Genomic DNA, 26,530 nt, shown 5'->3' with positions numbered 1-26,530 from the left:
GATGAACCGGGAAGGGAGGAAAGGGAAGAGGGGGCAGAGAAGGGGGGGCAGGGCAGAGGGAAAACTAAAGGGGGAAAAAGATGGGGGGGGCCCCGGGGGGGTGCGCCCCGGGGCCCCTGCCGGCCGCTCAAGCGGTCTGGCGCGCCTGGATGGCCTGCTTGTAGAGCCTGCCCGCCCGGTAGGACGAGCGGACCAGCGGCCCGGACAGCACTCCGGCGAACCCGATGGCCTCGGCCTCGGCCTGCAGCTCGACGAACTCCTCCGGCTTGACCCACCGCTCCACCGGGTGGTGGCGCGGCGTCGGCCGGAGGTATTGGGTGATCGTCAGCAGGTCGGTGCCGGCGGCGTGGAGGTCGCGCATGGCCTCGGTGATCTCCTCGCGCGTCTCGCCCATGCCCAGGATCAGGTTGGACTTGGTCACCAGCCCGGCCTCGCGAGCCGTCGTGATCACCTGGAGCGAACGGTCGTAGCGGAAGGCCGGGCGGATGCGCTTGAAGATCCGCGGCACCGTCTCGACGTTGTGCGCGAACACCTCGGGCCGGCTGGAGAAGACCTCCTCCAGCTGGTCGCGGTCGCCGTTGAAGTCGGGCACCAGCAACTCGACACCGCAGCCGGGCAGCAGCGCGTGGATCTGGCGCGCGGTCTCGGCGTAGAGCCAGGCGCCGCCGTCGGGCAGGTCGTCGCGGGCCACCCCGGTGACGGTGGCGTAGCGCAGGCCCATCTGCTGGACGGACTCGGCCACCCTGCGGGGCTCGTCGCGGTCGTATTCCTTGGGTTTGCCCGTGTCGATCTGGCAGAAGTCGCAGCGGCGCGTGCACTGGTCGCCGCCGATCAGGAAGGTGGCCTCGCGGTCTTCCCAGCACTCGTAGATATTGGGACAGCCCGCCTCTTCACAGACCGTGTGCAGACCCTCCCGGCGCACCAGCGACTTGAGCTCGGTGTATTCGGGACCCGTCTTCAGCTTGGTCTTGATCCACGGGGGCTTGCGCTCGATAGGGGTTTCGGCGTTGCGCACCTCCAGGCGGAGGAGCTTTCGGCCTTCAGGAGCAACGGTCACGTTCTCAGCTTACGTCTCCCGCGAACCGCGCCGTCCGAGGGGGCGTACGCGCTCACGTGACCAGGCCGAACCCGCCGATCGCCCGGGTGTAGTGAAGGAGCAGTTCCTCGTCGATCCGCTCGGACTCGTGCGCGCCGAGCACTTCGGAGCGCGGGACGGAGGCGAGCACGCCGTCGTCGGTGAGCCGGAACCTGGCCAGCGCGTTCTGCCTGATCGACGTGACGCTCTCGCCGCGCAGCGCCGCCGCCTGCATCGGCGCCAGATAGCCCCCCTTGGCCGCCAGCTCCTCCAGTGCCGCGATCTCCCCGGCGGAGGCGGCCCGCAGCGTCAGCGTCCGCCGCCGGGCCTGGACACGGTGCTCGCCGGCGCGCGCCAGCCTGGTCAGCGTGTACTCCAGCAGCAGCAGCGGCACGCCCAGCACCCGGCCGAGCAGGCGGCCGAAGAAGCCCGCCACCTCGTACGTGGTCCCCGGATGGTCCAGAACGCCCAGCGAGGAGGCGGCGATCGTCGTCTGCGCCTCCTCCCTGACCCGGAGCGGCTCGGCGCCCAGCAGCGCGTCATGCCACGCCGCCAGGGTGTCCAGGGCGCCGTTCACCACCAGCTCACCGCCGGTCGGGGCCTGCGCGTACGCCGCGGCCAGCAGGGCGGCCCGCTGCCTCGGCGGCAGCGCCAGCCACAACGGCAGGCCGACCAGCAGGACGGGGGTGCGCAGGAGGCCGGCGCGGACGTACCGGGTGTCCGTGGCCAGGTCCATGACCGCCACCTTCGCGGGGCGCTTGACGCCCACCCGGTCGGCCACCCGCTCCGCGGCGGCGTACAGCTGAGGAGCCGCGGCCCGGTCGAGCACCTCGGCGTCGGCGGGCAGGCCACCGCCCAGGCGTGGCCGCAGCGCCCACCCGATGGTCACGCTCGCGCCGCCGAACAACCACGCGATCAGGGAGTCCGGTCGGCTGAGGATGATCCACCCGCCCAGGGCGACGAACGCCAGGGTCAGCAGATGCACCACGAGCGCGAGGAGAAAAGCCAGGATGGACGTCACACGCGCGAGCCTAAGCCGGAATACGCCCATATTTCCGGCACGGTCAGGTGCCGATACGGTTACCGGCGGAGGAGATCCTCCTCGTGCAGGTCGTACGGCTCCATGCCGAGTGCTTCGGCCAGCCGCTTCTCCGCGATCGGCAAGACCTCCTCGACCACGATGCGGCGTCCCGTCTCCGCCGACAGCGAGGAGACGCCCACGCCGGGGATGCCGCACGGCGTGATGCGGTTGAACCAGCGCGGGTCGTTGGCGCAGTTGAGGGCGAAACCGTGCATGGTGACGCCGCGCGTGACGCGCAACCCGACCGCGCCGAGCTGGCGGTCGGGCAGCCCGAGGCTGGGCTCGCCGGCGGCCCAGACGCCGCCGCGTCCCCGCACGCGCCTGGCCGTGACGCCGAAGTCGGCGCAGATCTGGATCATCACGTCTTCGAGGCGGCAGGCGTAGGCGACCACGTCGGTGATCGCGACGATGGGGTAGGCGACGAGCTGCCCGGGGCCGTGCCAGGTGAGCCGGCCGCCCCGGTCGACGTCGATGACCGGGGTGCCGTCAGCGGGTCGCTCATGCGGGGCGGTGCGCTTGCCCGCGGTGTAGACCGGCGCGTGCTCCAGGAACAGGACGGTGTCGGTCAGCTCGCCGGCGACCCGCTTGTCGTGCACCCAGCGCTGCAGCGACCAGGCCTGCTCGTAGGGGACGTCGACACCTAGGCGGACGATGGCGAGTGCGTGGGGATCGTCCCCGTGGATGGGGCGCATGAGCCTATTGTGCCGTTCCCTTACCTTCGAAGGGTAATCAGGGGGTCAGCAACCGTGGCTCGATCCTGACCTCCTTGACCCCGCCGGCGCCGTCGTGCTCGACCTTGTACGCGTAGCCGCCCGGCTCGACGGTCACGGCCTGGATGAACTCGGTGCCCACGTAGTGCAGCCCGACGCCCTCGTCGGCGGCGTATCCGCCGGGCAGCTCGCCGTCGGCCACCGACCTCTGCAACAGCTCGCGGCGCTGGGGGTCGGAGTCGTAGTGGACGCCGCACGAGTAGGGCAGCAGGGCCATGCCCTCGGCCCACACCTGCAGCTCCGGGCCGAAGGAGTCGGTGTTGCCCCCGACGTGCCAGCACAACGCGCCCGCGCTCTGCCCGGACAGCACCACGCCCGCCCGCCACGCCTCGTCGAACGCCTCGTCCAGGCCGTGCAGCCGCCACAACGCCATCAGGTTGGCGACGCTGCCGCCGCTGACGTAGATCATGTCCTGTTCGAGCATCCAGGCCCGGGGATCGGGCACGTTGGGCATCGGGAACACCGTCAGATGGCTCAGCTCGACGTCCCACCCGGCGAAGGCGCCGTACATCTTCAGCAGCCAGTCGCTCGAGTCGCCGAGCGCCGTGGCGACCAGGCCGAGCTTCGGGCGGTCCTGTCCGGTCAGGTCGATGCCGTAGCGCAGCAGCGGGCTCGCCTCGATGACGTTGTGGCGGTTGCTCGGGCGGAACGATCCACCGCCGATGGCGAGGATGTGCGACTGTCCTGACCGGCTCATGTCAAGATTCTCCCGACGTGCTGAAAGTAGTGGAACGGCATCCTAGAGTACGGTGCTGAGCGCCTCGTCGAGACGGGTATGCGCGAAGCGGTAGTCAGCGGCGGACAACTTCGCCGGCAGGATCCGGTGGCCGGGGAGCAGCGCCTCGCGGACGAACTCGCCGAGCCCCGCGGACAGCGCGAACGCCGGCACGGGGAGCGGCATCGTGCTTCTGCGCAGGGCTTTTCCGAGCGCCCTCGTGAACTCGGCGTTGGTGACGGGGGAGGGCGACGTGAAGTTCACCGGCCCGTCTACGTCCTGATTTTTCAGGACATGGAGCGCGGCCCCCACCCAGTCGTCCACGCTGATCCACGACCAGTACTGCTTCCCCGACCCGAGCGGCGCCCCCAGCCCCAACCTGAAGATCGGCAACATCCTGGCCAGCGCCCCGCCCCGGCGGCTCAGCACCAGCCCCGTACGCGCGAACGCGGTCCTGATTCCCGCCTCCCGGGCCCGCTCCGCCTCGCCCTCCCAGGTCGCGCACAGGTCCGCCAGGAAACCCTCGCCCCGGCCCTGGCTCTCGTCGATCACCCGATCTCCTGTGTCGCCGTAGAAATCGACTCCGGACGCCGACAGGAGCACCCTGGGCGGCGCCTCCAGCTCCCGCAGGGCGTCGACGAGCACCCGGGTGCCCTCCACCCGGCTGGTGACCAGTTCCCGTTTGTACGCCTCGCTCCACCGCCGGTCGGCGATCGGCGCCCCGGCGAGATGGACCACGCCGTCGGCGCCCTCGAGCGCGGCCAGGTCGATCACCTGCTCCCGCGGTTGCCAGAAGGCCTCACCGGCTCCGCGGGGCTCCCGGCGTACCAGCCTGACGACCTCCCGGCCCTCGGCCCGCAGCGCCTCGACCAGCGCCGAGCCGAGCAGCCCCGACGCCCCCGTCACGATGATCGCCATCATCCCAATGTACGCCGCCGCCTTCCCGGCGGCGTGCCGCCACTCGCACGTGTCGCCCCGGCCCCGGCGCGGGAGGCGGCGGCACGCCGAGCGTTGTCGCGGGGCCCCGCTCGCGACGTCGTGCCCCGCCAGGAGCCGTGCGCGTCGCGGCCGGTGGGTCGCCCTCTCGCGTCCGAGGCCCGTTCGAACGCCTGTGCCGGTCTGCGGCCTTTCACGCGAGGGCAGCGTCACATGCGAACGCCGGGCGGCCCGTGAGGACCGCCCGGCGTCACGACGTCCCGCGGCTACGCGAGCCCGAGCTGGGCCTCGAAGCGGCCCTCCTCGAGACGGCGCTTGACCGTCGTCAGGAAACGCGCCGCGTCGGCGCCGTCCACCAGCCGGTGGTCGTAGGTCAGCGCGAGGTAGACCATCGACCGCACGGAGATGGCCTCGCCCTCAGGCGTGTCGATCACCACGGGCCGCTTCACGACGGCGCCGGTGCCGAGCATGCCCACCTGCGGCTGGTTGAGGATCGGCGTGTCGAACAGGGCGCCCCGGCTGCCGGTGTTGGTCAGCGTGAACGTGCCGCCGGTGATCTCGTCAGGGGTCACCTTGTTGGCGCGCGTGCGCTCGGCCAGGTCGGCCGTCTTGCGGGCGAGCCCGGCGAGGTTGAGGTCGCCGGCGTTCTTGATGACCGCCGCGATCAGGCCGCGCTCGGTGTCGACCGCGATGCCCAGGTGCTCGACGTCGAAGTAGGTGACCTCCATGGTCTCGTTGTTGATCGTCGCGTTGAGCTTCGGGTGCTGCTTGAGCGCCTCGATGGCGGCCATCTCGAAGAACGGCATGAACGACAGCTTGACGCCCTCGCGGCGGAAGAAGTCGGCCTTCGCCTGCTCGCGCAGCCGAGCGATCTTGGTGACGTCGACCTCGACCACGGTGGTGAGCTGCGCCGCCGTCTGCAGCGACTCGACCAGCCGCTTGGACATCGTCTGGCGCAGGCGCGACATCTTCTCGGTGCGGCCGCGCAGCGTCGTGTCGACCTCCACCGGCTCGGGCGCCGCGGCGGCGGCCGGAGCCTGGGCCGCGGGGGCGGGAGCGGCGGCGGGCTGGGCGGCGGCGGGCGCCTGCGTGGCCTGGGCGGCCTGCTCGCGCTGCGTCTTGGCCGCCTCGAGCACGTCCTGCTTGCGGATGCGGCCACCGACGCCGGTGCCCGTGATCGAGTCGAGGTCGACCCCGTGCTCGTTCGCGAGCTTGCGCACCAGCGGCGTCACGTAAGGGCTGTCGCCCGACGGGATCGGGGTGGGCTCGGCGGCCGGCGCCTGCCGCTCCGGCGCGGGCGCCTGCGGGGCGGGCTGCGGAGCCGGGGCGGGCTGCGCCGGAGCCGGCTGCGGGATCGAGGAGGCGGGAGGAGCCGGCGCGGGCGCGGGCTCGGGCTCGGGCTGCGCGGCCGGCTGCGGGGCCGGCTCGGCGGCCGGAGCCGCCTCGGGAGCCGACGCGGTGGCGCCCGCCTGGCCGTTCTCGTCGATGACGGCGAGCTCGGCCCCGACCTCGACGGTCTCGTCCTCGGCCACCACGATCTTGGTGAGGACGCCCGCGGACGGCGACGGGATCTCTGTGTCGACCTTGTCGGTCGACACTTCGAGGAGCGGCTCGTCAGCCTCGACGCGCTCGCCCTCCTTCTTCAGCCAACGGGTTACGGTGCCCTCGGTCACGCTCTCGCCGAGCTGGGGCATCTGTACGGAGACCGGCATCGTTATTCTTCTCTCGCGTTCTGATCTCGAGGGCTGGACTAGTTGTGTACGTGCAACGGCTTGCCGGCCAGGGCCAGCATCGCCTCACCGACTGCCTCGGACTGCGTCGGATGTGCGTGGATGAGCTGGGCGACCTCTGCGGGCAGCGCCTCCCAGTTGTAGATCAGCTGGCCCTCCGTGACGAGCTCGCCGATGCGCCTGCCCACCATGTGGACACCGACGACGGGGCCGTCCTTCTGGGCGATGACCTTCACGGCGCCCGAGGTGCCGAGGATCTGGCTCTTGGGGTTGCCCGCCAGGTCGTAGACCTGCTCGACGATCTCGATGCCGCGCTCGGCCGCCTGCGCCGAGGTGATCCCGACGGAGGCCACCTCCGGGTCGGAGTAGGTGATGCGCGGCACGCCCGCGTAGTCGATGGGCGGCGGGTTGAGGCCGGCGATGTGCTCGGCCACCATGATCCCCTCCGCGAAGCCGGCGTGCGCGAGCTGCAGCGTCGGGATGAGGTCGCCGATGGCGTAGACGCCCGGCACGGACGTCTGGCAGTGCTCGTCGACCACGACGGCGCCGCGCTCGACGGTGACGCCCTGCTCCTCGAAGCCCATGCCCGAGGAGACGGCGCCGCGGCCGACCGCGACGAGCAGGAGCTCGGCGTCGAGGGTCTTGCCGTTGGCGAGCGTGACGACCACACCGGTTTCCGTGGTCTTGGCGCCGTCGAAGAAGACGCCCAGCTCGTATTTGATGCCGCGGCGGCGGAAGGCCCGCTCCAGCAGCTTGGAGCTGGACTCCTCCTCCGTGGGGAGCAGGTGCGGCAGCGCCTCGACGATCGTGACCTCGGCTCCGAACGAGCGGTAGACGCTGGCCAGCTCGACGCCGATCACGCCACCGCCCAGCACGATCACCGAGCTGGGGACGTGGTCCATCGTGAGCGTGTGCTCGCTGGTGATGACGCGCTCGCCGTCGATCTCCAGGCCGGGCAGCGTCTTGGGGGCGGAGCCGGTGGCCAGGACGACGTTGCGGCCTTCGTAGACCTCGGAGCCCACCTGGACCCGGCCGGGCCCCGCGAGGCGGCCCTCGCCCTCGACGATCGTCACGCCGGCACCCTTCAGCAGGCCCTGCACGCCCTTCCACGCCCGCGTGACGATCTTGTCCTTGAACGCGTGGACGCCCTGGACGTCGATGCCGTCGAAGCGCGCCTTGACGCCGAAGGACTTGCTCTCGCGGGTCTCGTCGGCGACCTCGGCGGAGTGCAGCAGGGCCTTCGTGGGGATGCATCCCCTGTGGAGGCAGGTGCCGCCGATCTTGTCCTTTTCGATCAGGACGACCGACTTGCCCAGCTCGGCCGCCCGGAGCGCGCAGGCGTAACCGCCGCTGCCGCCACCTAGGACGACGATGTCATAGGCCACAGGAAGGCTCCTTGTCGGGGTGTTGTGATGCCCTCATCTTTTCATTTGTTTCAGATGCTCGCGTGCCGCTCTGCCAGTCCGATGAGCGTGCGGGTGATCGCACCGGTGCCGCCCTTCGGGACGTAACCGTACGGCTCGCCCTTGTTGAACGCGGGGCCGGCCATGTCGATGTGGGCCCAGCGCACTCCTTCGGGCACGAACTCCTTCAGGAAGATGCCCGCCGTCAGCATGCTGCCCCACCGCTCGGGCTGCAGGTTGGCGAGGTCGGCGATCGGTGAGTCCAGACCCTTGCGCAGCTCTTCGGGCAGCGGCATGCCCCACGCGCCCTCGCCCGCGGCCGTGGCGGCCTCGAGGACGAGCTCCCTGACGGCGTCGTCGTTGGCCATGACGCCGGCGGTGCGCCAGCCCAGCGCCACGATCTGCGCGCCGGTGAGGGTGGCGACGTCGACGATCACGTCGGGGTTGTCCTCGGCGGCTCTGGCGATGCCGTCCATGAGCACGAGACGGCCCTCGGCGTCGGTGTCGAGCACCTCGACCGTCTTGCCGCTGTAGCTGTGGATGACGTCGGAGGGGCGCTGCGCGGTGCCGCTGGGCAGGTTTTCCGCCAGGCAGAGGTAGCCGATCGCGTTGACGGGCAGGCCGAGCCTGGCGATGCCGATCAGCGCGCCGAACACGGCGCCCGCGCCGCCCATGTCGGACTTCATCCAGTCCATCGAGGCCGACGGCTTGAGCGACAGGCCGCCGGAGTCGAACGTGATGCCCTTGCCCACGAACGCCAGCGTCTTGCTCGCCTCGGGGTGGGTGTAGGAGAGGCGGACCAGGCGCGGCGGGTTGGCCGAGCCCTGGCCGACGCCGATGAGGCCGCCGTAGCCGCCGTCCTTGAGCGCCTTCTCGCCGAGGACCTCGACGCTCAGCCCCGCCTTGCCGCCCGACTGCTCGGCGATCTCGGCGAACTTGGCCGGCCACAGGTCGGAGGGCGGGGTGTTGACCAGGTCGCGCACCAGCGCGACGGACTCGGCCAGCACGCTCGCGCGCTCGGCCACGCCCTCGGGCTGGCCGGAGACCACGGTGAGCTCCGAGACGGGCGGCTTCTGCTCGCCGTCGGTGCGGTAGCGGGCGAACGTGTACGCCCCCAGCAGCGCGCCCAGCGCGACGGCCTCGGCCTCGTCAGGGGTGTCCGCGGGCAGGACGAGCGCGGCGCGCGCGGTGCCGGCCAGTGAGCGCACGGCGGCGCCGGCGGCCCGGCGCAGGCCGTCGGCGTCGGGGGAGTCGCCCAGGCCGACTGCGACCAGCAGCGGTGCGGCGGTGGCGCCGAACGTCGGCAGCTTGGCCAGCTCGCCGGCCTTGCCGGTGAAGGCGACGGCTGCGAGGGAGCCGGCGAGCTTGCCGCCGAAGGCCGTGTCGAGGGACTCGTCGCCCGTCACGGGCCGGGGGCCGTCGGGGCCGGACCTGAAGCCGACGATCAAGGCGTCGGTGTCGAAGGAGACGGGATCTGCTGAGTTCAGCCGCACAGTGGTCACGTAAACCGATGCTATCCACGGTTTCTCGGTACTCACAAACAGGGGTTCATCCTACCAATGGCGCTGTAGGTTTTCATGCGACATGGTGCTAGTGTCATTGGCATCATGCTGCTGACCCTCGACCTGAACGACGCCAGGCCCCTGCACGAGCAGGTGGCCGGCGCCATCCGGCGCGCCATCGGCGAGGGCTCCTATCGCCCGGGGGACCGGCTGCCACCGGCCCGCGACCTGGCCCAGGCGCTCGGCATCAACCCCAACACCGTGCTGCGCGCGCTGCGCGACCTGCGGGACGAGGGCCTGCTGGAGTTCAGGAGAGGCAGGGGGGTCAGCGTCGCGGGCCGCGCGGACGGGCGCGCCCTGCTGGTGCAGCGGGCGCTTGAGCTATTGGAGGAGGCCAGGAAGCACGGCTACGGCCGTGACGACCTCATCGCCATCTTGGAGGAACTGCCATGAACCCCCGAGTCATCGCCGCGGCATGGGGCCTGCCGGTCACCGCCGCGTTCGTCCTGGTCCCCCTGGCGGTACGCGACCGGCTGCCCGATCCGATGGCCACGCACTGGGGGAACGAGGGGGTGGACGGTTCGATGCCGTTCACCGGGTTCGTCGCCGTGGGGCTGGTGCTGTGGGGAGTGCCCTGGGTGCTTCTGCTGGTCGGGAGCAGGCGGGCGCACGCGCACAGGGACGGCCGGATGTTCTGGTGGGGCACGCTGGGCTTCATGAGCGTGTTCGCGCCCGGCGCAAGCCTCAGCGTTCTGGCGGCGAACCTCGACGTACCCGTCTGGACGGCGGCGCAGCTGACGGCCTGGCACGTCATCGTCACCCTCGCGGGATCCGCCGCCGTGGCCGTCGCCGCCGGCTACCTCGGCAGGGGCGAGCCCGACCAGGCGCCTTCCGCAGACGCGCGCCCGCCGCGGCTCTGGCTCAGGGAGGGAGAGCGCACGGTCTGGGTCAGCCGTGTCACCAACCCGTGGCTGGCCGCGGTAGCCGCCGCCGCGGGCGGAGGCGTGGGCGTGCTGGCCGCGCTGCGTCTCCTCGGGTCCGGGGCGGGCGCCGTCCTGGGCGTCACGCTGCCCGTGCTCGTCATCGTGCTCCTCCTGGGGCTGCTGTCCGCCTCGGTCGCCGTCAGGGTGAGCGGCGACGGGGTGGCGATCGGGTTCGGGCCGTTCGGCTGGCCGGTGCGCAGGATCCGGCTGCAGAAGATCGACGTGGCGCTGTCGGAGACCCGCCATCCGAGCCAGGTCGGCGGCTGGGGCTTCCGCGGGCTCCCCGGCAGCGCCACCATCATGTTGCGCGGCGGGGAGTGCCTGATCATCAGGTACCGTTCCGGCGGTCGACTTGCGATCAGCATCGACGACGCTTCACGCGGCGCATCCCTCATCAACGCCCTCATCGCGGAGCGAGTGGAGCAATGAACAGACCTCTCCCCATCTTCATCGTCCTCGCCTTCGGGTTGTCCTGGGCGGTCGCGCTGCCCCTGTGGCTCGGCGGGGGCCTCGGCTCGCCGCTGATGCCCCTGGTGGCCTCGGCCATGATGTTCACGCCCACCGTGGCGGTGCTCGGCGCGTGGGCCGTCACGCGCGCGCCCGCCCGGGAGTGGGCCCGCCGGACCGGGCTCACGTTCGGCGAGCGCCGGAAGCGCACCTGGCTGCTCGTGCTGGCCGCCTGGCTCGGGGTGCCCCTGCTGGCGTTCCTCGCGATGGGGCTCAGCGCCGCCGCCGGCCTGGTCGCGCTCGACCTCGACCGGCTCAGCCTGCTCAGGGCGGCCCTGCAGGCCCGCGGCATGGAGATCCCCGGCGAGCTCGGCACGGTCGCGGCACTGCAGATCGTGGTGGCGATCGTCGCCGGCCCGCTGCTCAACGCCATCCCCGCCCTGGGGGAGGAGTGGGGCTGGCGGGGATGGCTGCTGCCCCGCCTCACCTCCACGAACGGCATGCTCGCCGGCCTGCTGCTCTCCGGCGCGATCTGGGGCGTCTGGCACGCCCCGCTCACCCTGCTCGGCTACAACTACCCCAGCCTGAGCTCGTGGGCGGCCCTGTTCTTCATCGGCTTCTGCGTGCTGGCCGGAGTGCTGATCGGATGGTTGCGGCTGCGCACGGGCAGTGTGTGGCCCGCGGTCGTGGCCCACGGCTCGCTCAACGCGGTCATGCCGCCCATCCTGCTGCTCGGCGACGCCGCCGCGCCCCCCGACGAACTCCTGGTCGGGCTGACCGGCCTGGTCGGCTGGGTCGTGCTGGCACTGGCCGGCGCGGCGCTGCTCCGCTTCTTCCCGGTACGCCAGGAGCCGGCGGACCGGACGACCCCAGCCGCCGCCGAGCCCCGGACCTCGGCGAGCAGCGCACACCACGACTCAGCCGAGTAGCGCGCACACCACCAGCGCCGTGGCCGTGGCGGTCTCCACGAGCGCGCCGAGAACGTCGCCGGTGATCCCGCCGAGTCGCCGTCCGGCGTGCCGGAGCAGCAGCAGGGCGGCGCCGAGCCCGGCGAGCAGCCCGGCCGGCAGCACGACCGCGCCCGCCCAGCCCGGGCCGGGGCCGGCGGGCGGGACGGCCGGCAGCACGCCCGCCCAGCCCGCGCCGAGCAGCGCGGCCACGGTGACGAGCCACGGCGCGAGCGGGCGTACCGTGCCCGCGACCATCGCGCCGAGCCCGCCGGGCCGGGCGGCGGGCACGCCCGCCCGGCAGGCCCACACCAGCGCCAGCCGTCCCGTCGCGCAGGCGGTCACGAAGGCGGCGTAGCCGGCGTCGGCGGCCGCGACCACCTGGATGAGCAGCGTGAACACCAGCGCCATCACCCCGAACGGCCCGATGTCCGACTTTTTCATGACGTCGAGCGCCTGAGTGGCCGGCCGGCCACTGCCCAGCCCGTCGGCGAGGTCGGCGAGCCCGTCCAGATGCAGCCCCCGGGTCAGTACGGCCAGCGACCCCGCCGCCAGCGCCGCGCCGAGCAGCGGCGGCCCGTGCAGCAGCGAGACCAGCGGCAACGGCAGCCCGGCGACGAGCCCGAGCACCAGCCCGACGGCCGGCGCCAGCACCATCGCCCGCCCCGCGACCTCCCGGTCCACCCGCTCCACGCGTACGGGGAAGACGGTCAGCGTGCCGGTCGAGAACCGCCAGCCGTCCGCGAACCGCCGAACCCTGACAAACCCGCTCACCGGACCGCCGTCCTCTCCTCGTGCCTGGGAGAGACCGTAGCGCCGGTACGCGTTCGTATTTCACATCGGTAACGGACGATCCCGGTGCCCACTAGTCTGTCGGGATGCACGTGCTTGAACTCGAAGGCGTAGACGTCCGCGTTGTCGGCAAGGCGCTGCTCGACGGCATCGACTGGCAGGTCGGCTACGGCGACCACTGGGCCGTCCTCGGCCCCAACGGCGCGGGCAAGACGACGCTCCTCTCGCTGGCCGGCGCCGTACGCCATCCCAGCGAGGGCACGGTCAAGGTGCTCGGCCACCCGCTCGGCCGGGTCGACGTGCGCGAGCTGCGCCGGCACATCGGCCTCGTCGCCTCCAGCCAGCGGCTGATCGACGAGGAGCTGATGGAGCAGGAGGGCGCGACCGCGCACACCGTGGTGCTCACCGGTCACACGGGGACGAGCGCTCCGCTGTGGGACAGGTACGGCGACGTGGAGCGTGACCGGGCCCACCGGCTGCTCGCGGACCTGGGCTGCAAGGAGCTGGCGGAGCGGCCGTTCCGCGTGTGCTCGCAGGGGGAACGCGCGAGGATCCGGGTGGCCAGGGCGCTCATGGCCGACCCGGCGGTGCTGCTGCTCGACGAGCCGTTCGCGGGGCTCGACCTGCCCGCCAGGGAAGACCTCATCACCGCTGTCGAGGAGCTCGCCACGACCAGGCCCGTGCTCACCACCGTGATGGTGACGCACCACCTGGAGGAGGTGCCCGCGACGACCACCCACGCGATGCTGATGCGCGACGCCAGAGTGCTCGCCGCCGGCCCCGTGGACGACGTGCTCACCCCCGCCAACCTCTCCGACTGCTTCGGCCGCTCCCTGCACGTGGACCGCGTGGACGGCCGCTGGTACGCCCGGGCCGCACGCCCCTGACAGCACCCTCCTCTGCGCCCTCCTCTGTGCCCTCCTCCCGGCACCGCCTCCGACGCGGCCCATCCTGACCCCGCCCTCGCAGGCGCCCGCGTCGGTGTTCCCCTCCGCGTCCTCGTGGGTGGTCCACCCGCGTCCGTGCCGGCGCCTGCGCCGCCGTCAGAGCTCCAGCGACCGCCCGGCGACCACCAGGGCCACATGCTCGGACTCGGCGGCCAGGCGCTCGTTCAACCTCCCCAGCACGTCCCTGAAGGCCCGCCCGGCGGCCGTGGCGGGCACCACGCCCAGCCCCACCTCGTCGGACACCGCCACGATCCGCTCCCGGGCCTGCCGCCACGCCGCCACGAGGTCGTCGCAGCGCTCGACCACGGGCGCGCGCTCGCCCTCCCAGGCCCCGTGCTCGTCGAAAACCGCCGCCACCCAGGTCCCCAGCCCGTCGATCAGCAGCGGTGTGGTGGCGCGCCTGATGGCCGTGGCCAGATCGGTGGTCTCGACGGTGGCCCAGTGAGCGGGACGCCGCGCCCGGTGCGCCCGCACCCGTTCCGCCCACTCGCCGTCCTCTCCGCCGGCCGGGCCGGTGGCGACATAGGTGACGTACGGCTCCGCCGCCAGCCGCAGCTCCGCCTCCGCCGACTTGCCCGAGCGCGACCCGCCCAGCAACAACGTCCGCCGCGGCCGGCCTGCCCGCCCGCCCGCCCGCTCGTCCGCGGAGCCGCTCAGCCGAGGGCTCGCAGGGTCGCTTCGCGGGCCGTTCGGCGGGCCGCACGCCAGTTCGGTGCCGTCAGGGACGGCGATCGCTCCCCACAGCCGCAGGCGCCTGGCCAGTTCCTCCTCCGACCGGACCCGGTGATCGAGCCCGACGGCCACCACCAGGGTCGCCTCGTCGGCCAGCCCCGAGCGCCGCAGCTCGCCGAGCCGCTCCGGCCGGTCCAGCAGGTCGATCAGCACGACGTCGTAGCGCGCCGGCCCACCTACCGGCCCGCCTACCGGCTCACCTACTGGGAGCGTCCGTCCCGCCGGCAGGTGGAGGAGCGCGGAGCCGCCGGGGCCTGCCAGCCCCAGACCGCCCGCAAGGGGCAGGTAGCCGTCGGGCGGGCCGGTGAAGGGGTAGCGGACCACGCCGTCCACGACCAGCTCGAACGGTCGGCGATGACCGGCGGGCAACCCGGCGCACGAGACGCACCCGCAGCCGGGCTCGGGCCAGCCGGTACGGCCCGCAGTGCCGTTGATGAGGAGCTTCACCGCGCCGAGCGTACAAACCCGCGTCCGCTCCCGCTCGCCCGGGTGCGCGACCTTGGGGTCAGCCGCCGGCCTTCACCGTGGTGCGGCGGCGGGCGGCCACCAGGGCGCCGCCTCCGAGCAGGGCCAGCACGCCCGCCCCACCCGCGATCCACGTGACCGGCACCCCGCCCTCGGAGGCGGCCTCGGGGAGGGCGCCGTCGAGCGCCGTGCCGCCCTTCTCCCTGCCCGGATAGCCGTCGACCGCGACGACGTCACCGCCCGCGTTCACCCGGACCCCGGCCATGGAGGCGAGGAGCCGGGCGGTGGTGGCGGACTCGGCGCCCGCGACGCACGTGGCCGACGGCTCGGCGGGCGGATGCTCGCCGGGGTAGGCGTCGGTGCCGGCCTCGCCGAAGTCCACCGCCACGACCACGCGCTTGTGCCCGGAACCGGCGGTGTCCTTGCCGCACACGGCCTGGAACGAGGGCAGCTCCCCGGCGGGGGGTTCGCCCGCCGTCCCGTCCGGGGCAGCCGAGAAGCGCCAGCCGATGACGGAGCCGTCCGGCGGCGAGTCGCCGGACGCGGCCGCCAGCCAGGCGGTGCCGTCGCTCCGCCAGACGCTCCACCCGCGCGCGGCGCCGGGATCGGCCGCGCCCGGGACGGGATCTCCGGGGGAGACGGGCGGTGCGGCGAGGGCAGAGCAGGGGAGGGAGACCGAGGCGGCCACCCCGAGGACGGCTCCGGCCGCAACACGAAACGCGCGCAGCATCGATGGACCTCCAAGCTCGGGAGTAGGGTTCCAGTGCCTGCGGAGGGTGCGCCGGCGAACCCGCGGAAAAGGAGCGTATGGCATGACATGGCGTTGGCGTTATGAAAAGGCAAATGGTGGTGAGGTAACGGATCGTCCTTTGCCGCGAGAGGTTTTTCCGAGCCAGGCGGACGCGGAGTCGTGGCTCGGCGAGAACTGGCGTGACCTGCTCGAATCCGGGGTGGAGCAGGTGGCCCTGCTCGAGGAGGATCGCGTCGAGTACGCGGGAATGTCATTGCGTCCGGAGTGAATGCCAGCAACACGAAAACCCCTTGAGCCATTCGTGGCTCAAGGGGTTTTCGCCGCTCGTGTGATTACGGGCGGGTGCGGGGGCTCTCCGTCTTGGAGGGGTCGCGCTCGACGACCGGGGCGAGCACGTCGTCGATCCGCCGCAGCACGTCCGCATCCAGCTTGACGCCCGACGCCCGCACGTTGTCACGCACCTGCTCGGGGCGGCTGGCGCCGATGATGGCGCTGGAGACGTTCGGGTTCTGCAGGACCCACGCGATGGCCAGCTGCGCCATGCTGAGCCCCAGGTCCGCGGCGATCGGCTTGAGCTCCTGGACGCGGGTCAGCACGTCGTCCCTCATCCACCGGGCGATCATGTTGCTGCCGCCGCTCTTGTCGGTCGCGCGCGAGCCCTCGGGGGGCTGCTGTCCCGGCAGGTATTTCCCGGTGAGCACGCCCTGGGCGATCGGCGACCAGACGATCTGGCCGACGCCCTCCTTCTCGCTCAGCGGCACGACCTCGGACTCGATGATCCGCCACAACATGGAGTACTGAGGCTGGTTCGACACGATCCGGTCGAAGCCCATCTGATCAGCGATCTTGAGGGCCTGGGCGATCTGCTCGGCCGTCCACTCGCTGACGCCGACGTAGAGGACCTTGCCCTGGCGTACGAGGTCGTCGAAGGTCTTGAGCGTCTCCTCGAGCGGGGTCTCGTAGTCGAAGCGGTGGGCCTGGTAGAGGTCGACGTAGTCGGTCTGCAGGCGCCGCAGCGAAGCGTGGATCGACTCGGTGAGGTGCTTGCGCGACAGGCCGCGGTCGTTCCTGCCGGGCCCGGTCGGCCAGTAGACCTTGGTGAAGATCTCCAGCGACTCCCTGCGTACGCCCTTCAGCGCCCGGCCGAGCACTTCCTCGGCCTTCGTCGCCGCGTACACGTCGGCCGTGTCGAACGTCGTGATGCCCTCGTCGAGTGCCGCCTGAACGCACTGCTTGGCGGCGTCCTCCTCGACCTGGGAGCCGTGGGTGAGCCAGTTGCCGTAGCTGATCTCGCTGACCACGAGACCGCTGCGACCGAGGTGTCGGAATTCCATGCGTCCGACCTTAATCCCGGCACGTGGGGTGATCCGTTTCGGGATAGGGTGCGCGACGTGCTGAAGCTCGTACGGCTGGCGCTGACGGCCGCCGTCGTGACCGCCATCGTGGTCCGGCTGCGCCGCCGCGCCCGCATGCCGCAGACCCCTCCCTCGCCCCCTTCAGAGCGGCAGCCGGCGCGGCAGCCGGGCGGCAGGGCCGGGATGGGCGCGGCGTGGGCCGGCATCGCGCTGATCGTGGCGGTCACCCTGGCGGCCGCGCTGGTCCCCACGGAGGCGCAGGAGGCGTCCTCGGCTCGGGCACGGACCCACCAGGCCGAACAGGACGCCCTCACCGCCGCGCTGCTGGTGTCCGAGAACGACGCTCAGTTCCCTGCGCCGCTCGCCACCGGCCCCGCCGTCACGCCGCCCCCCACGCCGCTCCCCACGCCGGCCCCGACCGGCCGGCCCGTGCCCGACCCCGGGTGTGCGCCTGAGCCGCGCCCGGTGCGGGTGCGGCCGATCGATCCGAAGGTCAGGCGGGCCGTGGACCGCCAGTGGCGGCGGATCGAGCGGTGGCTGAGGGCGAACGCGCCCCGCTCGTACAGGACGCTCGGAGCGCCCGGCAGGGCCCGCACGATCGCGATCGCCGAGGCCCAGATGGGCGTGGACTTCCCCGACGACCTGCGCGCCTCGCTCCTGCGCCACGACGGCTCGCGAGGAGCGCGGGCGTTCGGTTTCGGGCTCTCGTACGACGGCGCCGCCAACCTCGGCATCCGCCGGATCAGGGACGCCTGGCGGGCGGAGTGCTCCAGGAACCGCACCGATCCGGCGCACGGGGACTGGAACGGCCGCATGATCCCGTTCGTGCTCTTCGAGGAGCGCCACGGCGAGGACGGGGTGTACGCCGTGGTCGATTCCGCGGCGGGCACCGTCGGGTGGGACGACACGATCTCCGGCACGGCGCCCCGGCTGCCGTCCTACTACGCGCTGATGCGGGCCGTCGCCGACGCCCTGGAGCAGGGCACGGCGGTCGAGGGCTGGCGGCCCGCGGTCAGAGGAGGCGTGCTGCGCTGGGACAACGCCAAGTACGGCAAGCCATAATTTTCCCGATTTGTCGGAGTCTTCCGGAAAATCGGGAAAATATGGTTATCGCTTGGGCTGCACCGGCTTGCCGCCCGGCAGAACCTGCGGCGGCGGGAAGCGCAGCTTGCGGATCTGCAGCGCCCGCATGGCCGCGTAGAAGCCGACGCCCCTGAGGCTCTCGTCCGGCATCTTCTCCGCCACCTGCCGCTTCACCTTCCAGGCGACATAGATGGAGGTGAACAGCACGCCGATCATCATGATCGGCCAGCCGACCGCGATGACGAGGTTGAGCACCTGCGCACGGATCTCCATCGGCCAGGGAATCCACGTCGCCAGCAGGATGAGTAGCGAGAACGGCAGAAAATACTGGCTCGGCAGCCGGCGGGAGTCGACCCAGTCGCGCGCGAACTTGCGCGCGGGGCCCTTGTCCCTCGCGGGGAAATAGCGCTCGTCACCGGCGAGCATGCCCCTGCGGGCTTTATCGCGCTCGGCGGCCTGCTTGGCCCGCATCTGCCGATAGGCCTCTTTGCGGTCTTTGGGCGCGGAGACCGGCTGGCGCCGTTTGCCTTCGGCATCCCGGCGCTTGGGTGTGGGACGACCTTTGCCCTTGGGCTTAGGATCGTCAGTGGGGGCGGGGGTATCGTCCACGGTGGTTTGGGAACGGCGTCGCAACACGACGTCAACCCTACCTGGACTGCAACTTAGTGACGCCCTCGCGCGTTATGCGTAGGGTAATCCCAAGGCGGCTGCGCTGCATTGGGAACACCAGCACGACCTAGAAGGGGACGGCCGACGCGCATGAGCGTGATGAAGAGACTTTCGATGATCTTCAAGTCCAAGGCCAACAGGGCTTTGGACAAGATGGAGGATCCGCGCGAGACCCTCGACTACTCCTATCAGCGGCAGCTGGAGCTGCTGCAGAAGGTGCGCAGGGGCGTGGCCGACGTCGCCACGTCACGCAAGAGGGTGGAGCTGCAGATCACCGGCCTGGAGAAGCAGGCCCAGCGTTACGAGGAGCAGGGCCGCAAGGCGCTGTCCGTGGGGCGTGAAGACCTCGCCCGCGAGGCGCTGCAGCGCAGGTCCAATCTGCAGGCGCAGATGGCCGACCTGAAGGTGCAGCACGACAACCTGCAGGCCGAGGAGGAGAAGCTGACCACGGCTTCCCAGCGGCTGCAGTCCAAGGTCGACTCCTTCCGCACGAAGAAGGAGACGATCAAGGCCACCTACACCGCCGCCGAGGCGCAGACGCGCATCAACGAGGCGTTCTCCGGCATCTCCGAGGAGATGGGCGACGTCGGCCTGGCGATCCAGCGTGCCGAGGACAAGACGGCGTCGATGCAGGCCCGCGCGGGCGCCATCGACGAGCTGCTGGCCAGCGGCGCGCTCGACGACTACAGCGGCACCAAGGGCGACGACATCCAGGCCGAGCTCGACCGCATGGGCGGCGGCATGGACGTCGAGCTCGAGCTGGCCAGGATGAAGTCCGAGCTGGGCCAGGGCCCGGCGCCGCAGGGAGCCATCGAGCAGGGCCAGCCGCAGCAGCAGCCCCAGCAGGCCCCGCAGCAGGCTCAGCAGCAGCCCGGCCAGACCCAGCAGCTGCGTCAGCCAGGGGAGGGCGCATGATTGTCAGGATCATGGGCGAGGGTCAGGTGGAGATCTCCGCCGACGACATCTCGGTCCTCAACGAGCTCGACACCGAGCTGGAGGCGGCCATCGACGCGGGCGACGAGAAGTCGTTCCGGGTCAAGCTGCACGCACTGCTCGACAAGGTGCGCCACGTGGGCAAGGCGCTTCCCGACGACAGCCTTGAGCCGTCAGAGCTGATCCTTCCCCCCGCGGACGCCTCGATCGAGGAGGTCCGGGAGATGCTGGGCGACCAAGGCCTCATCCCGGGCTGAGCCCGTGCGTACGCGGTTCGCGTCCGACCGCGGCCTGACCAGCCGCATGGTCGTGACGATGTTCCTGCTCGGGCTGCTCTACGTGGTGTTCGTCGGCGTCCTGATCGCCTTGGGCGTGCGGGCGCTGACCGTGCTGGTGCTGGCAGGGGGTCTGCTGCTCGTGCAGTATTTCCTGTCCGACCGCATCGCGCTGTTCGCGATGGGAGGGCGGGAGGTCTCGCCGCAGGAGGCCCCCGAGTTGCACGGCCTGATCGACCGGCTGTGCGCGCTGGCCGACATGCCCAAACCGCGGGTGGCGATCGCGGAGTCCGACGTCCCCAACGCGTTCGCCACCGGCCGCAACCAGAAGAACGCCGTCGTCTGCGTGACGACGGGCATCCTGCGGCGACTCGAGCCGCAGGAGCTCGAGGGCGTGCTCGCGCACGAGCTCTCCCACGTCGCGCACCGCGACGTGGCCGTCATGACGATCGCCTCGTTCCTCGGCATCGTGGCGGGCCTCATGACCAGGTTCGCCCTCTACACCGGGCTCGGCGGCCGCCGCAACGGCGGCCAGGGCGGCGTGCCGATCGGGCTGATCATCGTCCTGGTCTCCGTCCTCGTGTACGCCATCAGCTTCCTGCTCACCCGCGCCCTGTCGCGTTACCGGGAGCTGGCCGCCGACCGCGCGGGCGCGCTGCTCACCCAGAGGCCGTCGGCCCTGGCCAGCGCGCTGGTCAAGATCACCGGCGACATGGCCAGGATCCCCACGCGCGACCTGCGCGAGGCCGAGCCGTTCAACGCCTTCTACTTCGCCCCGGCGCTGGCCCCCGGCGAGACGCTCGCGAACCTGTTCTCCACGCACCCGCGGCTCGAGCGGCGGCTGGAGCAGCTGACGAACATCTCCAAGCAGCTCGGAAGGGGCTGAACCCGCATGGGCTGGCTCGATGCGCTGCTCGGCCGGTCGAAGCCGGTCAAGCCCAACCTCGACGCGCTGTTCGCGCTGCCGTCCGCGGCCGTGACGCTGCAGGCCGCGACCGGGCTCACGCCCACGGGCCTCGGCTCGGTGGCGTTCAGGGCCGCTGAGGGAGGCGCGTTCGCCACGCTCGAACGCGACGTCAAGGCGCTGCTCGGCGAGCGCGTCGAGGAGTCCGACGACGGCTACGGCTACACCTGGCTGCTGGTGCGCCGCGCGCCCGACGCGCTCAGCGACCTGGTCACCGAGCTGCACGCGGTCAACTCGTCGCTGGAGTCGGCCGGGTTCGGGCCCTCGCTGCTGTGCTCGCTGGTGTCGTTCGCCGCCCCGGACGACGGGCGCCGGCTGGCGGTCGTCTACCTGTACAAACGGGGCACGTTCTACCCGTTCGCGCCGCTCTCCGGGCAGCGGCGCGACAACGCGCTCGAACTGCAGGCCAGAGGCGCGCTGGAGGGTGAGCTGCCGCTGGAGAAGGACCTCAGCCGGTGGTTCCCCGTCTGGGGTGCGCCCGGCCTCTGACCAGGGGGCCTTTCCGGCGATAACCACCCACAGTGGTCTAATGGTCACGTGGAGCGAAGACTGGTCGTGCTTGCGGCATCCGCGCTCATCGTGGCGGCGGTGCTGGGCAGCGCGTGGATCACCGGCCAGTTCACCACACCGGCGGTCGACAGGGCCCACGGGTACGTCAGCGAGCTGGCCGCCCGCGACCAGCCGTGGACGCGCCTGTTCCGGGTCAGCGACGGGCTTGCCGGACTGGCGTGCGTGTCCGGCGTGCTGCTCCTGCCGAGGACGGCGCGCGAGTGGCGGGGCTGGCTGGCGGTGGCCGCGTTCGGGCTGTTCACCTTCGCCTCAGGAGTGTTCCCCCTCGACTGCGCGGCGCTGAGCGACCCGGCCTGCGGGCTGCGGGAGCCGTCCTGGCCGCACCGGGCGCACACGCTGGCGGGGGCGCTGTCCACGATCTGCGGGCTGGCGGCGATGGTGCTGCTCGGCGCGCGGTGGCGGTCGTGGGTGTCGTGGCTGCTCACCTGGCTCAGCGTGGCCGCCACACTGCTCACGGTGGGCGCGCTCGCGGCGGGGCAGGGGGTGGGGATCGCGCACCGGGCCCAGCTGACGATGTTCGCGATCTGGCTCGTGTACGCGGCCCTGCACCTGCTCGTGTCGGACGACCACCAGACGCCGGTCCCCCTCCTGGGGCCCGCGTCCGTCTCGCGGGCCCGCGAAGCACGACCCGCGCCGCCCGCGTCGGGCACCGTCCGCGGCGTCGCGGCAGGCGCTGCCTCAGACGCTGCCCCCGGCGTCGCGGCAGGTGCCGCACCGGGCATCGGGCCGGGCGCCGCGGGGGACGCCGCGGGGCGCGGTGTGCCGGGCGCGGCGGGGGAGGCCGCGGCGGGTGTGCCGCCGGACGCGGACCTTGGCGAGGTGCTGGGCGCGGGCCCCGGCATGGCGCTGAACGCGGGCCCCGGCGTCGCCCTCGGCGCGGTGGCGGGCGGGCCGCCGGGCACGCGCGGGCCGGGAAGGGCGCCGGGCATGAGGCCGGACTTCGGAGCGGTGGACGGATACGGGCCGCCCCACGTGGTCGAGCAGGGGACCGGGCCCGCGGTGCTCATCACGGCGGGCGCCGCGGGCGCCTGGTTCCACTGGGACGCGGTGGCCGCGCAACTCGGAAGGCGTCACCGCGTCATCCGCTTCGACCGCCCAGGGCTCGGCCTCAGTCCCCGTTCGCCGGCCCCGCCCACCCTGTACGCCGAGGTCGCCAGGCTGGCCGCGCTGGCCCCCGCCCACCCCGAGCAGGTGACGGTCGTCGCCCACGGCGTGGCCTGCTGGCACGCGGAGGCGTTCGCCAGGCTGCACCCGCTCTGCGTGGCGGGGCTCGTCCTCGTGGCCCCGGCCTGCGCCAGGGAGCGGCGGCCGCTCGCGCTGGCCAGGTCCGCGGGCCGGTGGCTGCCCGCCCTGGGCGGCACGTGGGGCGCGACCGCGCTGGCCCGCATGATCGGCCCTCCGGCGCACCGGCTGTTCGCGGGCTGCTCCGACCCGGCGGGCGTCTACAGCATGGGCAAGGTGCCGGCCGCCGTCGTGGGGGAGTGGCTGGCCCGCCGCGACATGGCGGCCGACCTGCACCGGCTCAGGGAGGAGAAACCGGTCCCCGGCGTGGCGGTCACCGTGATCAGCACGGGCGAGCGGGACGCCTGCCAGCAGCGGCTCGCGCGGGACCTGGAGGCCGAGCTCGTACGCCTGCCGGCCATCGGCCGCCAGGTGCCGCTCGAAGCCCCGGAGGCGATCGTGGACGCCGTCTCGGACCTACGCCGAGGTGGTCCCGTGAACGGGTGACCGGCGCGGTCACCGTCCCGTCCCGCCGGCAGGCGGCTCATCGGCCGGCGGGGCGGCGAGCACCCGGCGGTCCGGCGCACCAGGGGCTCCGGGTACGAGGCCGTGGTGATCGACCTGCCCGGCCGTGTCAGCCGGGCCCCGGCGACGGCGCCGGAGAGGGCGGAGTTCGACCGCACGGGCTTCCGCTTCAGCGGGAACGCCTCGTAAGCGGCCGGGGGATCTGATACGCAGTGAGGGACACGACCGCCGGGCGGGAAGGACACCGTATGGACATCACCGTCGTCGGCGAGGGCGCCGTCCTGGCCGTGCCCGACATCCTGCGGCTGCATGCCGGCGTCGAGGTGCGCAGGGCGTCGGCCGCAGACGCCTTCACCGCCGTCAGGGCCGCCGCCGCCCGGCTGGCCGAGGCGCTCAGCGGGGCGGGGATCGCCCCTGAGGACGTCCGCACGGCCGAGCTCTCCCTCGGGCCCGAGTACGAGTCCTATCCGAAGGTGGCCGCCTACCGCGGGGCGCGGGGCGTGGAGGTCGTCGTCCGCGACCTGGCCGGGGCCGACGGCGTCATCGACACCGTGGCGGGGGTGGGCGAGGAGGCCCGGCTCAACGGCGTGGTGTTCGAGGTGTCGGACCCGGCCGGCGCGCTGCGGGAGGCCCGGGCCCTGGCGTTCCGCGACGCGGCCGCCAAGGCGGCCCAGTACGCCGAGCTGTCCGGCCGCCCGCTGGGCCGCGTGGTGTCGGTGAGCGAGGAGGTCGCGAGCGGCCCGCAGCCGCTCACGATGGCCGCCGCGGAGAGCGGCGCCTCGATCAGTCCCGGCCGCCAGACCCTCTCGGTGAGGGTCCGGGTCGGCTACGACTTCGCGTAAGCCCGAGGCCCGGTCCTGGGCCTCGGGCGGCGCGTCACGGGAGGGCCAGCATGCGGTCGAGGGCGACCCTGGCCCAGTGGGCGGTGTCGTCGTCCACCGTGATCTGGTTGACGACCGCACCGTCCTCGGCGAGCACCAGCGACTCCAGCGCCCACACCAGGTGGGGCAGGTCGATCCGGTTCATGGTCGAGCAGTAGCAGACCGTGCGGTCCAGGAACGAGACGTTCTTGTCGGGGAACGTCTGGGCCAGGCGCTTGACCAGGTTGAGCTCGGTGCCGATCGCCCAGCTGGAGCCCGCCGGCGCCGCCTCGAGCGTCCTGATGATGTGCTCGGTCGAGCCCACGTGGTCGGCCTTGAGCACCACCTCGTGGCGGCACTCCGGGTGCACGAGCACGTTGACGCCCGGGATGCGCGCGCGTACGTCGTCCACCGACTCGGCGGTGAAACGGCCGTGCACCGAGCAGTGGCCCCGCCACAGGATCATCCGCGCGCGCTCAAGCTGCTCCCGCGTCAGCCCGCCGCCCGGGCGGTGCGGGTTCCACACCACGCAGTCGTCCAGCGACATGCCCATCTCCAGGACGGCCGTGTTGCGGCCGAGGTGCTGGTCGGGCAGGAACAGCACCTTGCCGCCCTGCTCGAAGGCCCAGTCGAGGGCGCGGCGGGCGTTGGAGGAGGTGCAGACCGCGCCCCCGTTCCTGCCGCAGAAGGCCTTGATGTCGGCGCTGGAGTTCATGTAGGTGACCGGGATCACCTGGCCGGCCAGCCCGGCGTCCTCCAAGGCGTCCCAGCACTCCTCGACCTGGTCGAACGTGGCCATGTCGGCCATCGAGCAGCCGGCCGCGAGGTCCGGCAGGATCACCTTCTGGGCGTCGCCGGTCAGGATGTCGGCGGACTCGGCCATGAAGTGCACGCCGCAGAAGACGATGTACTCCGCCTCGGGCCGGGCCGCGGCCTGCTGGGCCAGCTTGAAGGAGTCGCCCGTCACGTCGGCGAACTGGATGACCTCGTCGCGCTGGTAGTGGTGGCCGAGCACGAAGAGGCGGTCGCCGAGGGCCTCCTTCGCCTTGCGGGCGCGTTCCACGAGGCCGGGGTCGGAGGCGGGCGGTAGCTCGCCGGGACACTCGACCCCCTTCTCGCTGTGCGGATCGGCGCCACTGCCGAGGACGAAGAGCGGCAGTCCAGTCTGGGTGGCCATGGCCGTACCCCCTTATCGTCGAATTGACGATACTCATCATGACACACGGACGAAAGCGGGCAATCAGGGGGAGGTGGGCCCGGGAATGTGTGGCATCCCCGAGGTGTTGGTAGCGTCATCAGTAGGACGTCGAAAACAGACAGCCGGGTTAGGGAGTCAGCAGATGACGGTTGAGAGCAGCGAGACCACGGCACAGGGCCTGATCCTGACCGACGCGGCCGCGGCCAAGGTCAAGAGCTTGCTCGAGCAGCAGGGCGAGGAGGGCCTGCAGCTGCGGGTCGCCGTGCAGCCGGGCGGCTGTTCCGGCCTGCGCTACCAGCTCTTCTTCGACGACCGGTCGATGGACGGCGACGTGGTGTCCGACTTCGGCGGCGTCAGTGTGGTCACCGACCGGATGAGCGCCCCCTACCTGATGGGCGCCTCGATCGACTTCGTCGACACCATCGAGAAGCAGGGCTTCACCATCGACAACCCCAACGCCACGGGCTCCTGCGCCTGCGGCGACTCGTTCAACTAGAGCGACGGGCGACTGGTCGCCGGGTCCCGCGCGCCTTTGTGCGCGCGGGACCTTCGCGTATCCTCGTTGGGCCCACTGGCCTGCTGACAACGAGGAAGAAGAACCCCGTGCGCATCGCCGTAACCGGCTCCATCGCGACAGACCATCTGATGACCTTCCCCGGAAGCTTCGGCGATCAGCTGATCGCCGAGCAACTCGACCGGGTGTCGCTTTCGTTCCTGGTCGATGACCTACAGATCCGTCGCGGTGGATGCGCCGCGAACATCGCGTTCGGCATGGGATGTCTGGGCCTGACCCCCATCCTGGTGGGTGCCGTCGGCAACGACTTCGCCGACTATCGTTCGTGGCTGGAGCGCCACGGCGTCGACTGCGGATCCGTGCACGTCTCGGAGACCCGGCACACCGCCCGCTTCCTGTGCACGACCGACGAGCACCACAACCAGATCGCCTCCTTCTACACGGGGGCCATGGCCGAGGCACGGCTGATCGAGCTGCAGCCCGTCGCCGCCCGCACCGGTGGCCTCGACCTGGTGCTCATCAGCCCCAACGACCCCGACGCGATGCTGCGCCACACCGAGGAGTGCCGCCAGCGCGGCATCGGCTTCGCCGCCGACATCTCCCAGCAGCTCGCCCGCATGGAGGACGAGCAGATCCGCGCCCTCGTCGACGGCGCCTCCTACCTGTTCTCCAACGACTACGAGAAGGGGCTCATCGAGCAGAAGACCGGCTGGTCCGACGCGGAGATCCTCGACCGGGTCGGCGTCCGGATCACCACGCTCGGCCCCAAGGGCGCCGTCATCGACCGCAAGGGCGAGCCGTCGATCATGGTCGCTCCCGCCCCCGAGCGGGGCAAGGCCGACCCCACCGGCGTCGGCGACGCCTTCCGCGCCGGTTTCCTCGCGGGCCTGGCCTGGGGCCTGCCGCTGGAGCGCTGCGGGCAGATCGGCAACCTCACCGCCACCCACGTGCTGGAGCGCGTCGGCGGCCAGGAATATGAGCTCGGCCAGCAGGTCTTCCTCGAACGGTTCGGCGCCGCCTACGGCGCCGAGGCAGCCGCGGAGATCGCCGAGCACATCCGCTGCTATCACCCCTGAGCGGCGCGCGC

Annotated in this window: 28 protein-coding genes; 14 read left to right on the top strand and 14 right to left on the bottom strand. The window is 72.1% G+C overall.

Annotated elements, in window-relative coordinates:
* Positions 1–127: 127 nt before the first annotated feature.
* The 8 genes from lipA to ACZ6SA_RS14645 form a co-directional block, all read right to left on the bottom strand.
* A complete protein-coding gene (gene lipA / locus ACZ6SA_RS14680; protein ID WP_347642580.1) occupies positions 128–1,057 on the bottom strand; it encodes a lipoyl synthase in 930 nt (309 codons plus the stop codon).
* A 52-nt stretch (positions 1,058–1,109) separates the two neighbouring features.
* The gene (locus ACZ6SA_RS14675) at positions 1,110–2,096 is read right to left on the bottom strand and encodes a M48 family metalloprotease (protein WP_347642581.1); all 987 of its coding nucleotides are present in this window, start codon (positions 2,094–2,096) and stop codon (positions 1,110–1,112) included.
* Positions 2,097–2,155: 59 nt separating this feature from the next.
* The gene (lipB, locus tag ACZ6SA_RS14670) at positions 2,156–2,848 is read right to left on the bottom strand and encodes a lipoyl(octanoyl) transferase LipB (protein WP_347642582.1); all 693 of its coding nucleotides are present in this window, start codon (positions 2,846–2,848) and stop codon (positions 2,156–2,158) included.
* Between the two features lie 37 nt (positions 2,849–2,885).
* A complete protein-coding gene (locus ACZ6SA_RS14665) occupies positions 2,886–3,623 on the bottom strand; it encodes a Type 1 glutamine amidotransferase-like domain-containing protein (protein ID WP_347642583.1) in 738 nt (245 codons plus the stop codon).
* 42 nt (positions 3,624–3,665) lie between these two features.
* Complete coding sequence (locus tag ACZ6SA_RS14660; RefSeq protein ID WP_465828280.1) at positions 3,666–4,559, bottom strand: TIGR01777 family oxidoreductase; 894 nt, start codon at positions 4,557–4,559, stop codon at positions 3,666–3,668.
* A gap of 284 nt (positions 4,560–4,843) precedes the next feature.
* Complete coding sequence (gene sucB, locus ACZ6SA_RS14655) at positions 4,844–6,289, bottom strand: 2-oxoglutarate dehydrogenase, E2 component, dihydrolipoamide succinyltransferase (protein ID WP_465828279.1); 1,446 nt, start codon at positions 6,287–6,289, stop codon at positions 4,844–4,846.
* 38 nt (positions 6,290–6,327) lie between these two features.
* Positions 6,328–7,692, bottom strand: a complete 1,365-nt coding sequence (gene lpdA, locus ACZ6SA_RS14650) for a dihydrolipoyl dehydrogenase (protein ID WP_465828278.1) — start codon at positions 7,690–7,692, stop codon at positions 6,328–6,330.
* A 50-nt stretch (positions 7,693–7,742) separates the two neighbouring features.
* Entirely contained in the window at positions 7,743–9,212 is a 1,470-nt protein-coding gene (locus ACZ6SA_RS14645) for a leucyl aminopeptidase (protein ID WP_465828276.1), read from the bottom strand.
* Between the two features lie 105 nt (positions 9,213–9,317).
* On the opposite strand from ACZ6SA_RS14645, the gene ACZ6SA_RS14640 reads away from it, so the two are divergent.
* The 3 genes from ACZ6SA_RS14640 to ACZ6SA_RS14630 are packed head-to-tail and all read left to right on the top strand — an operon-like array spanning position 9,318 to position 11,571.
* Positions 9,318–9,665: a GntR family transcriptional regulator gene (locus ACZ6SA_RS14640; RefSeq protein WP_347642588.1), complete on the top strand. Its 348-nt coding sequence runs from the start codon at positions 9,318–9,320 to the stop codon at positions 9,663–9,665.
* Entirely contained in the window at positions 9,662–10,624 is a 963-nt protein-coding gene (locus ACZ6SA_RS14635; protein WP_465828274.1) for an SdpI family protein, read from the top strand. Before ACZ6SA_RS14640 ends, ACZ6SA_RS14635 begins: the two co-directional genes overlap by 4 nt.
* Entirely contained in the window at positions 10,621–11,571 is a 951-nt protein-coding gene (locus ACZ6SA_RS14630) for a CPBP family intramembrane glutamic endopeptidase (RefSeq protein ID WP_347642590.1), read from the top strand. The genes ACZ6SA_RS14635 and ACZ6SA_RS14630 overlap by 4 nt, the downstream gene beginning before the upstream one ends.
* Here the strand turns inward: ACZ6SA_RS14630 and ACZ6SA_RS14625 are convergent.
* On the bottom strand, positions 11,560–12,363 hold the full coding sequence (locus tag ACZ6SA_RS14625; RefSeq protein ID WP_465828273.1) for an adenosylcobinamide-GDP ribazoletransferase: 804 nt from the start codon (positions 12,361–12,363) through the stop codon (positions 11,560–11,562). The two genes, ACZ6SA_RS14630 and ACZ6SA_RS14625, sit on opposite strands and share 12 nt — an antisense overlap.
* Positions 12,364–12,467: 104 nt before the next feature.
* On the opposite strand from ACZ6SA_RS14625, the gene ACZ6SA_RS14620 reads away from it, so the two are divergent.
* Positions 12,468–13,268: an ABC transporter ATP-binding protein gene (locus ACZ6SA_RS14620; RefSeq protein WP_347642592.1), complete on the top strand. Its 801-nt coding sequence runs from the start codon at positions 12,468–12,470 to the stop codon at positions 13,266–13,268.
* 156 nt (positions 13,269–13,424) lie between these two features.
* Here the strand turns inward: ACZ6SA_RS14620 and ACZ6SA_RS14615 are convergent, their stop codons facing one another.
* Together ACZ6SA_RS14615 and ACZ6SA_RS14610 are read right to left on the bottom strand one after the other, a co-directional pair.
* Positions 13,425–14,507 carry a bifunctional adenosylcobinamide kinase/adenosylcobinamide-phosphate guanylyltransferase gene (locus tag ACZ6SA_RS14615; protein WP_465828271.1) on the bottom strand — a complete coding sequence of 361 codons (1,083 nt, stop codon included), beginning with the start codon at positions 14,505–14,507 and terminating at the stop codon, positions 13,425–13,427.
* Positions 14,508–14,565: 58 nt separating this feature from the next.
* Positions 14,566–15,255 carry an SCO2322 family protein gene (locus ACZ6SA_RS14610; protein WP_465828269.1) on the bottom strand — a complete coding sequence of 230 codons (690 nt, stop codon included), beginning with the start codon at positions 15,253–15,255 and terminating at the stop codon, positions 14,566–14,568.
* Between the two features lie 82 nt (positions 15,256–15,337).
* Between ACZ6SA_RS14610 and ACZ6SA_RS14605 the strand changes: the two genes are divergently transcribed.
* A complete protein-coding gene (locus ACZ6SA_RS14605) occupies positions 15,338–15,544 on the top strand; it encodes a hypothetical protein (RefSeq protein ID WP_347620821.1) in 207 nt (68 codons plus the stop codon).
* Between the two features lie 64 nt (positions 15,545–15,608).
* On the opposite strand, the gene ACZ6SA_RS14600 is transcribed toward ACZ6SA_RS14605, so the two are convergent.
* A complete protein-coding gene (locus ACZ6SA_RS14600; RefSeq protein WP_443151863.1) occupies positions 15,609–16,610 on the bottom strand; it encodes an aldo/keto reductase family protein in 1,002 nt (333 codons plus the stop codon).
* Positions 16,611–16,667: 57 nt separating this feature from the next.
* On the opposite strand from ACZ6SA_RS14600, the gene ACZ6SA_RS14595 reads away from it, so the two are divergent.
* Positions 16,668–17,693, top strand: a complete 1,026-nt coding sequence (locus ACZ6SA_RS14595) for an SMI1/KNR4 family protein (protein ID WP_465828267.1) — start codon at positions 16,668–16,670, stop codon at positions 17,691–17,693.
* A 45-nt stretch (positions 17,694–17,738) separates the two neighbouring features.
* Here the strand turns inward: ACZ6SA_RS14595 and ACZ6SA_RS14590 are convergent, their stop codons facing one another.
* Positions 17,739–18,350 (bottom strand): DUF3043 domain-containing protein, encoded by a 612-nt coding sequence (locus ACZ6SA_RS14590; protein WP_347642597.1) that lies wholly within the window; start codon positions 18,348–18,350, stop codon positions 17,739–17,741.
* Positions 18,351–18,473: 123 nt separating this feature from the next.
* Here ACZ6SA_RS14590 and ACZ6SA_RS14585 point away from each other — a divergent pair, with 123 nt between their 5' ends.
* From ACZ6SA_RS14585 to ACZ6SA_RS14560, 6 genes are all read left to right on the top strand, one after another.
* Positions 18,474–19,298, top strand: coding sequence for a PspA/IM30 family protein (locus ACZ6SA_RS14585; RefSeq protein WP_347642598.1), 825 nt, complete (start codon positions 18,474–18,476; stop codon positions 19,296–19,298).
* Positions 19,295–19,573 carry a PspA-associated protein PspAA gene (pspAA, locus tag ACZ6SA_RS14580; protein WP_132519798.1) on the top strand — a complete coding sequence of 93 codons (279 nt, stop codon included), beginning with the start codon at positions 19,295–19,297 and terminating at the stop codon, positions 19,571–19,573. Before ACZ6SA_RS14585 ends, pspAA begins: the two co-directional genes overlap by 4 nt.
* A 4-nt stretch (positions 19,574–19,577) precedes the next feature.
* The gene (htpX, locus tag ACZ6SA_RS14575) at positions 19,578–20,477 is read left to right on the top strand and encodes a zinc metalloprotease HtpX (protein ID WP_443151860.1); all 900 of its coding nucleotides are present in this window, start codon (positions 19,578–19,580) and stop codon (positions 20,475–20,477) included.
* 6 nt (positions 20,478–20,483) lie between these two features.
* Positions 20,484–21,044, top strand: coding sequence for a PspA-associated protein PspAB (gene pspAB, locus ACZ6SA_RS14570; RefSeq protein ID WP_347642600.1), 561 nt, complete (start codon positions 20,484–20,486; stop codon positions 21,042–21,044).
* Positions 21,045–21,092: 48 nt separating this feature from the next.
* Positions 21,093–22,853, top strand: coding sequence for an alpha/beta fold hydrolase (locus ACZ6SA_RS14565; protein ID WP_465828265.1), 1,761 nt, complete (start codon positions 21,093–21,095; stop codon positions 22,851–22,853).
* A gap of 266 nt (positions 22,854–23,119) precedes the next feature.
* Positions 23,120–23,713 carry an SIMPL domain-containing protein gene (locus ACZ6SA_RS14560; protein WP_347642602.1) on the top strand — a complete coding sequence of 198 codons (594 nt, stop codon included), beginning with the start codon at positions 23,120–23,122 and terminating at the stop codon, positions 23,711–23,713.
* Positions 23,714–23,747: 34 nt separating this feature from the next.
* Here ACZ6SA_RS14560 and nadA read toward each other — a convergent pair whose 3' ends face one another.
* Positions 23,748–24,908, bottom strand: coding sequence for a quinolinate synthase NadA (gene nadA / locus ACZ6SA_RS14555; RefSeq protein WP_443151858.1), 1,161 nt, complete (start codon positions 24,906–24,908; stop codon positions 23,748–23,750).
* 163 nt (positions 24,909–25,071) lie between these two features.
* Here nadA and erpA point away from each other — a divergent pair, with 163 nt between their 5' ends.
* Together erpA and ACZ6SA_RS14545 are read left to right on the top strand one after the other, a co-directional pair.
* Positions 25,072–25,425: an iron-sulfur cluster insertion protein ErpA gene (erpA, locus tag ACZ6SA_RS14550; RefSeq protein ID WP_043638338.1), complete on the top strand. Its 354-nt coding sequence runs from the start codon at positions 25,072–25,074 to the stop codon at positions 25,423–25,425.
* A gap of 107 nt (positions 25,426–25,532) precedes the next feature.
* The gene (locus ACZ6SA_RS14545; RefSeq protein WP_347642604.1) at positions 25,533–26,519 is read left to right on the top strand and encodes a carbohydrate kinase family protein; all 987 of its coding nucleotides are present in this window, start codon (positions 25,533–25,535) and stop codon (positions 26,517–26,519) included.
* Positions 26,520–26,530: the final 11 nt, after the last annotated feature.

Source organism: Nonomuraea sp. NPDC049378, from assembly GCF_055586745.1.
The sequence above is the reverse complement of the archived record's forward strand: the minus strand, read 5'-3'. Positions and strand labels throughout refer to the sequence as shown.

Coding starts and splice junctions, on each gene's coding strand:
- lipB (WP_347642582.1), bottom strand. CDS start 2,848: ATGCGCCCCATCCACGGGGACGATCCCCACGCACTCGCCATCGTCCGC.
- ACZ6SA_RS14665 (WP_347642583.1), bottom strand. CDS start 3,623: ATGAGCCGGTCAGGACAGTCGCACATCCTCGCCATCGGCGGTGGATCG.
- ACZ6SA_RS14660 (WP_465828280.1), bottom strand. CDS start 4,559: ATGGCGATCATCGTGACGGGGGCGTCGGGGCTGCTCGGCTCGGCGCTG.
- sucB (WP_465828279.1), bottom strand. CDS start 6,289: ATGCCGGTCTCCGTACAGATGCCCCAGCTCGGCGAGAGCGTGACCGAG.
- ACZ6SA_RS14640 (WP_347642588.1), top strand. CDS start 9,318: ATGCTGCTGACCCTCGACCTGAACGACGCCAGGCCCCTGCACGAGCAG.
- ACZ6SA_RS14635 (WP_465828274.1), top strand. CDS start 9,662: ATGAACCCCCGAGTCATCGCCGCGGCATGGGGCCTGCCGGTCACCGCC.
- ACZ6SA_RS14630 (WP_347642590.1), top strand. CDS start 10,621: ATGAACAGACCTCTCCCCATCTTCATCGTCCTCGCCTTCGGGTTGTCC.
- ACZ6SA_RS14620 (WP_347642592.1), top strand. CDS start 12,468: ATGCACGTGCTTGAACTCGAAGGCGTAGACGTCCGCGTTGTCGGCAAG.
- ACZ6SA_RS14610 (WP_465828269.1), bottom strand. CDS start 15,255: ATGCTGCGCGCGTTTCGTGTTGCGGCCGGAGCCGTCCTCGGGGTGGCC.
- ACZ6SA_RS14605 (WP_347620821.1), top strand. CDS start 15,338: ATGACATGGCGTTGGCGTTATGAAAAGGCAAATGGTGGTGAGGTAACG.
- ACZ6SA_RS14600 (WP_443151863.1), bottom strand. CDS start 16,610: ATGGAATTCCGACACCTCGGTCGCAGCGGTCTCGTGGTCAGCGAGATC.
- ACZ6SA_RS14585 (WP_347642598.1), top strand. CDS start 18,474: ATGAGCGTGATGAAGAGACTTTCGATGATCTTCAAGTCCAAGGCCAAC.
- pspAA (WP_132519798.1), top strand. CDS start 19,295: ATGATTGTCAGGATCATGGGCGAGGGTCAGGTGGAGATCTCCGCCGAC.
- pspAB (WP_347642600.1), top strand. CDS start 20,484: ATGGGCTGGCTCGATGCGCTGCTCGGCCGGTCGAAGCCGGTCAAGCCC.
- ACZ6SA_RS14560 (WP_347642602.1), top strand. CDS start 23,120: ATGGACATCACCGTCGTCGGCGAGGGCGCCGTCCTGGCCGTGCCCGAC.
- nadA (WP_443151858.1), bottom strand. CDS start 24,908: ATGGCCACCCAGACTGGACTGCCGCTCTTCGTCCTCGGCAGTGGCGCC.
- erpA (WP_043638338.1), top strand. CDS start 25,072: ATGACGGTTGAGAGCAGCGAGACCACGGCACAGGGCCTGATCCTGACC.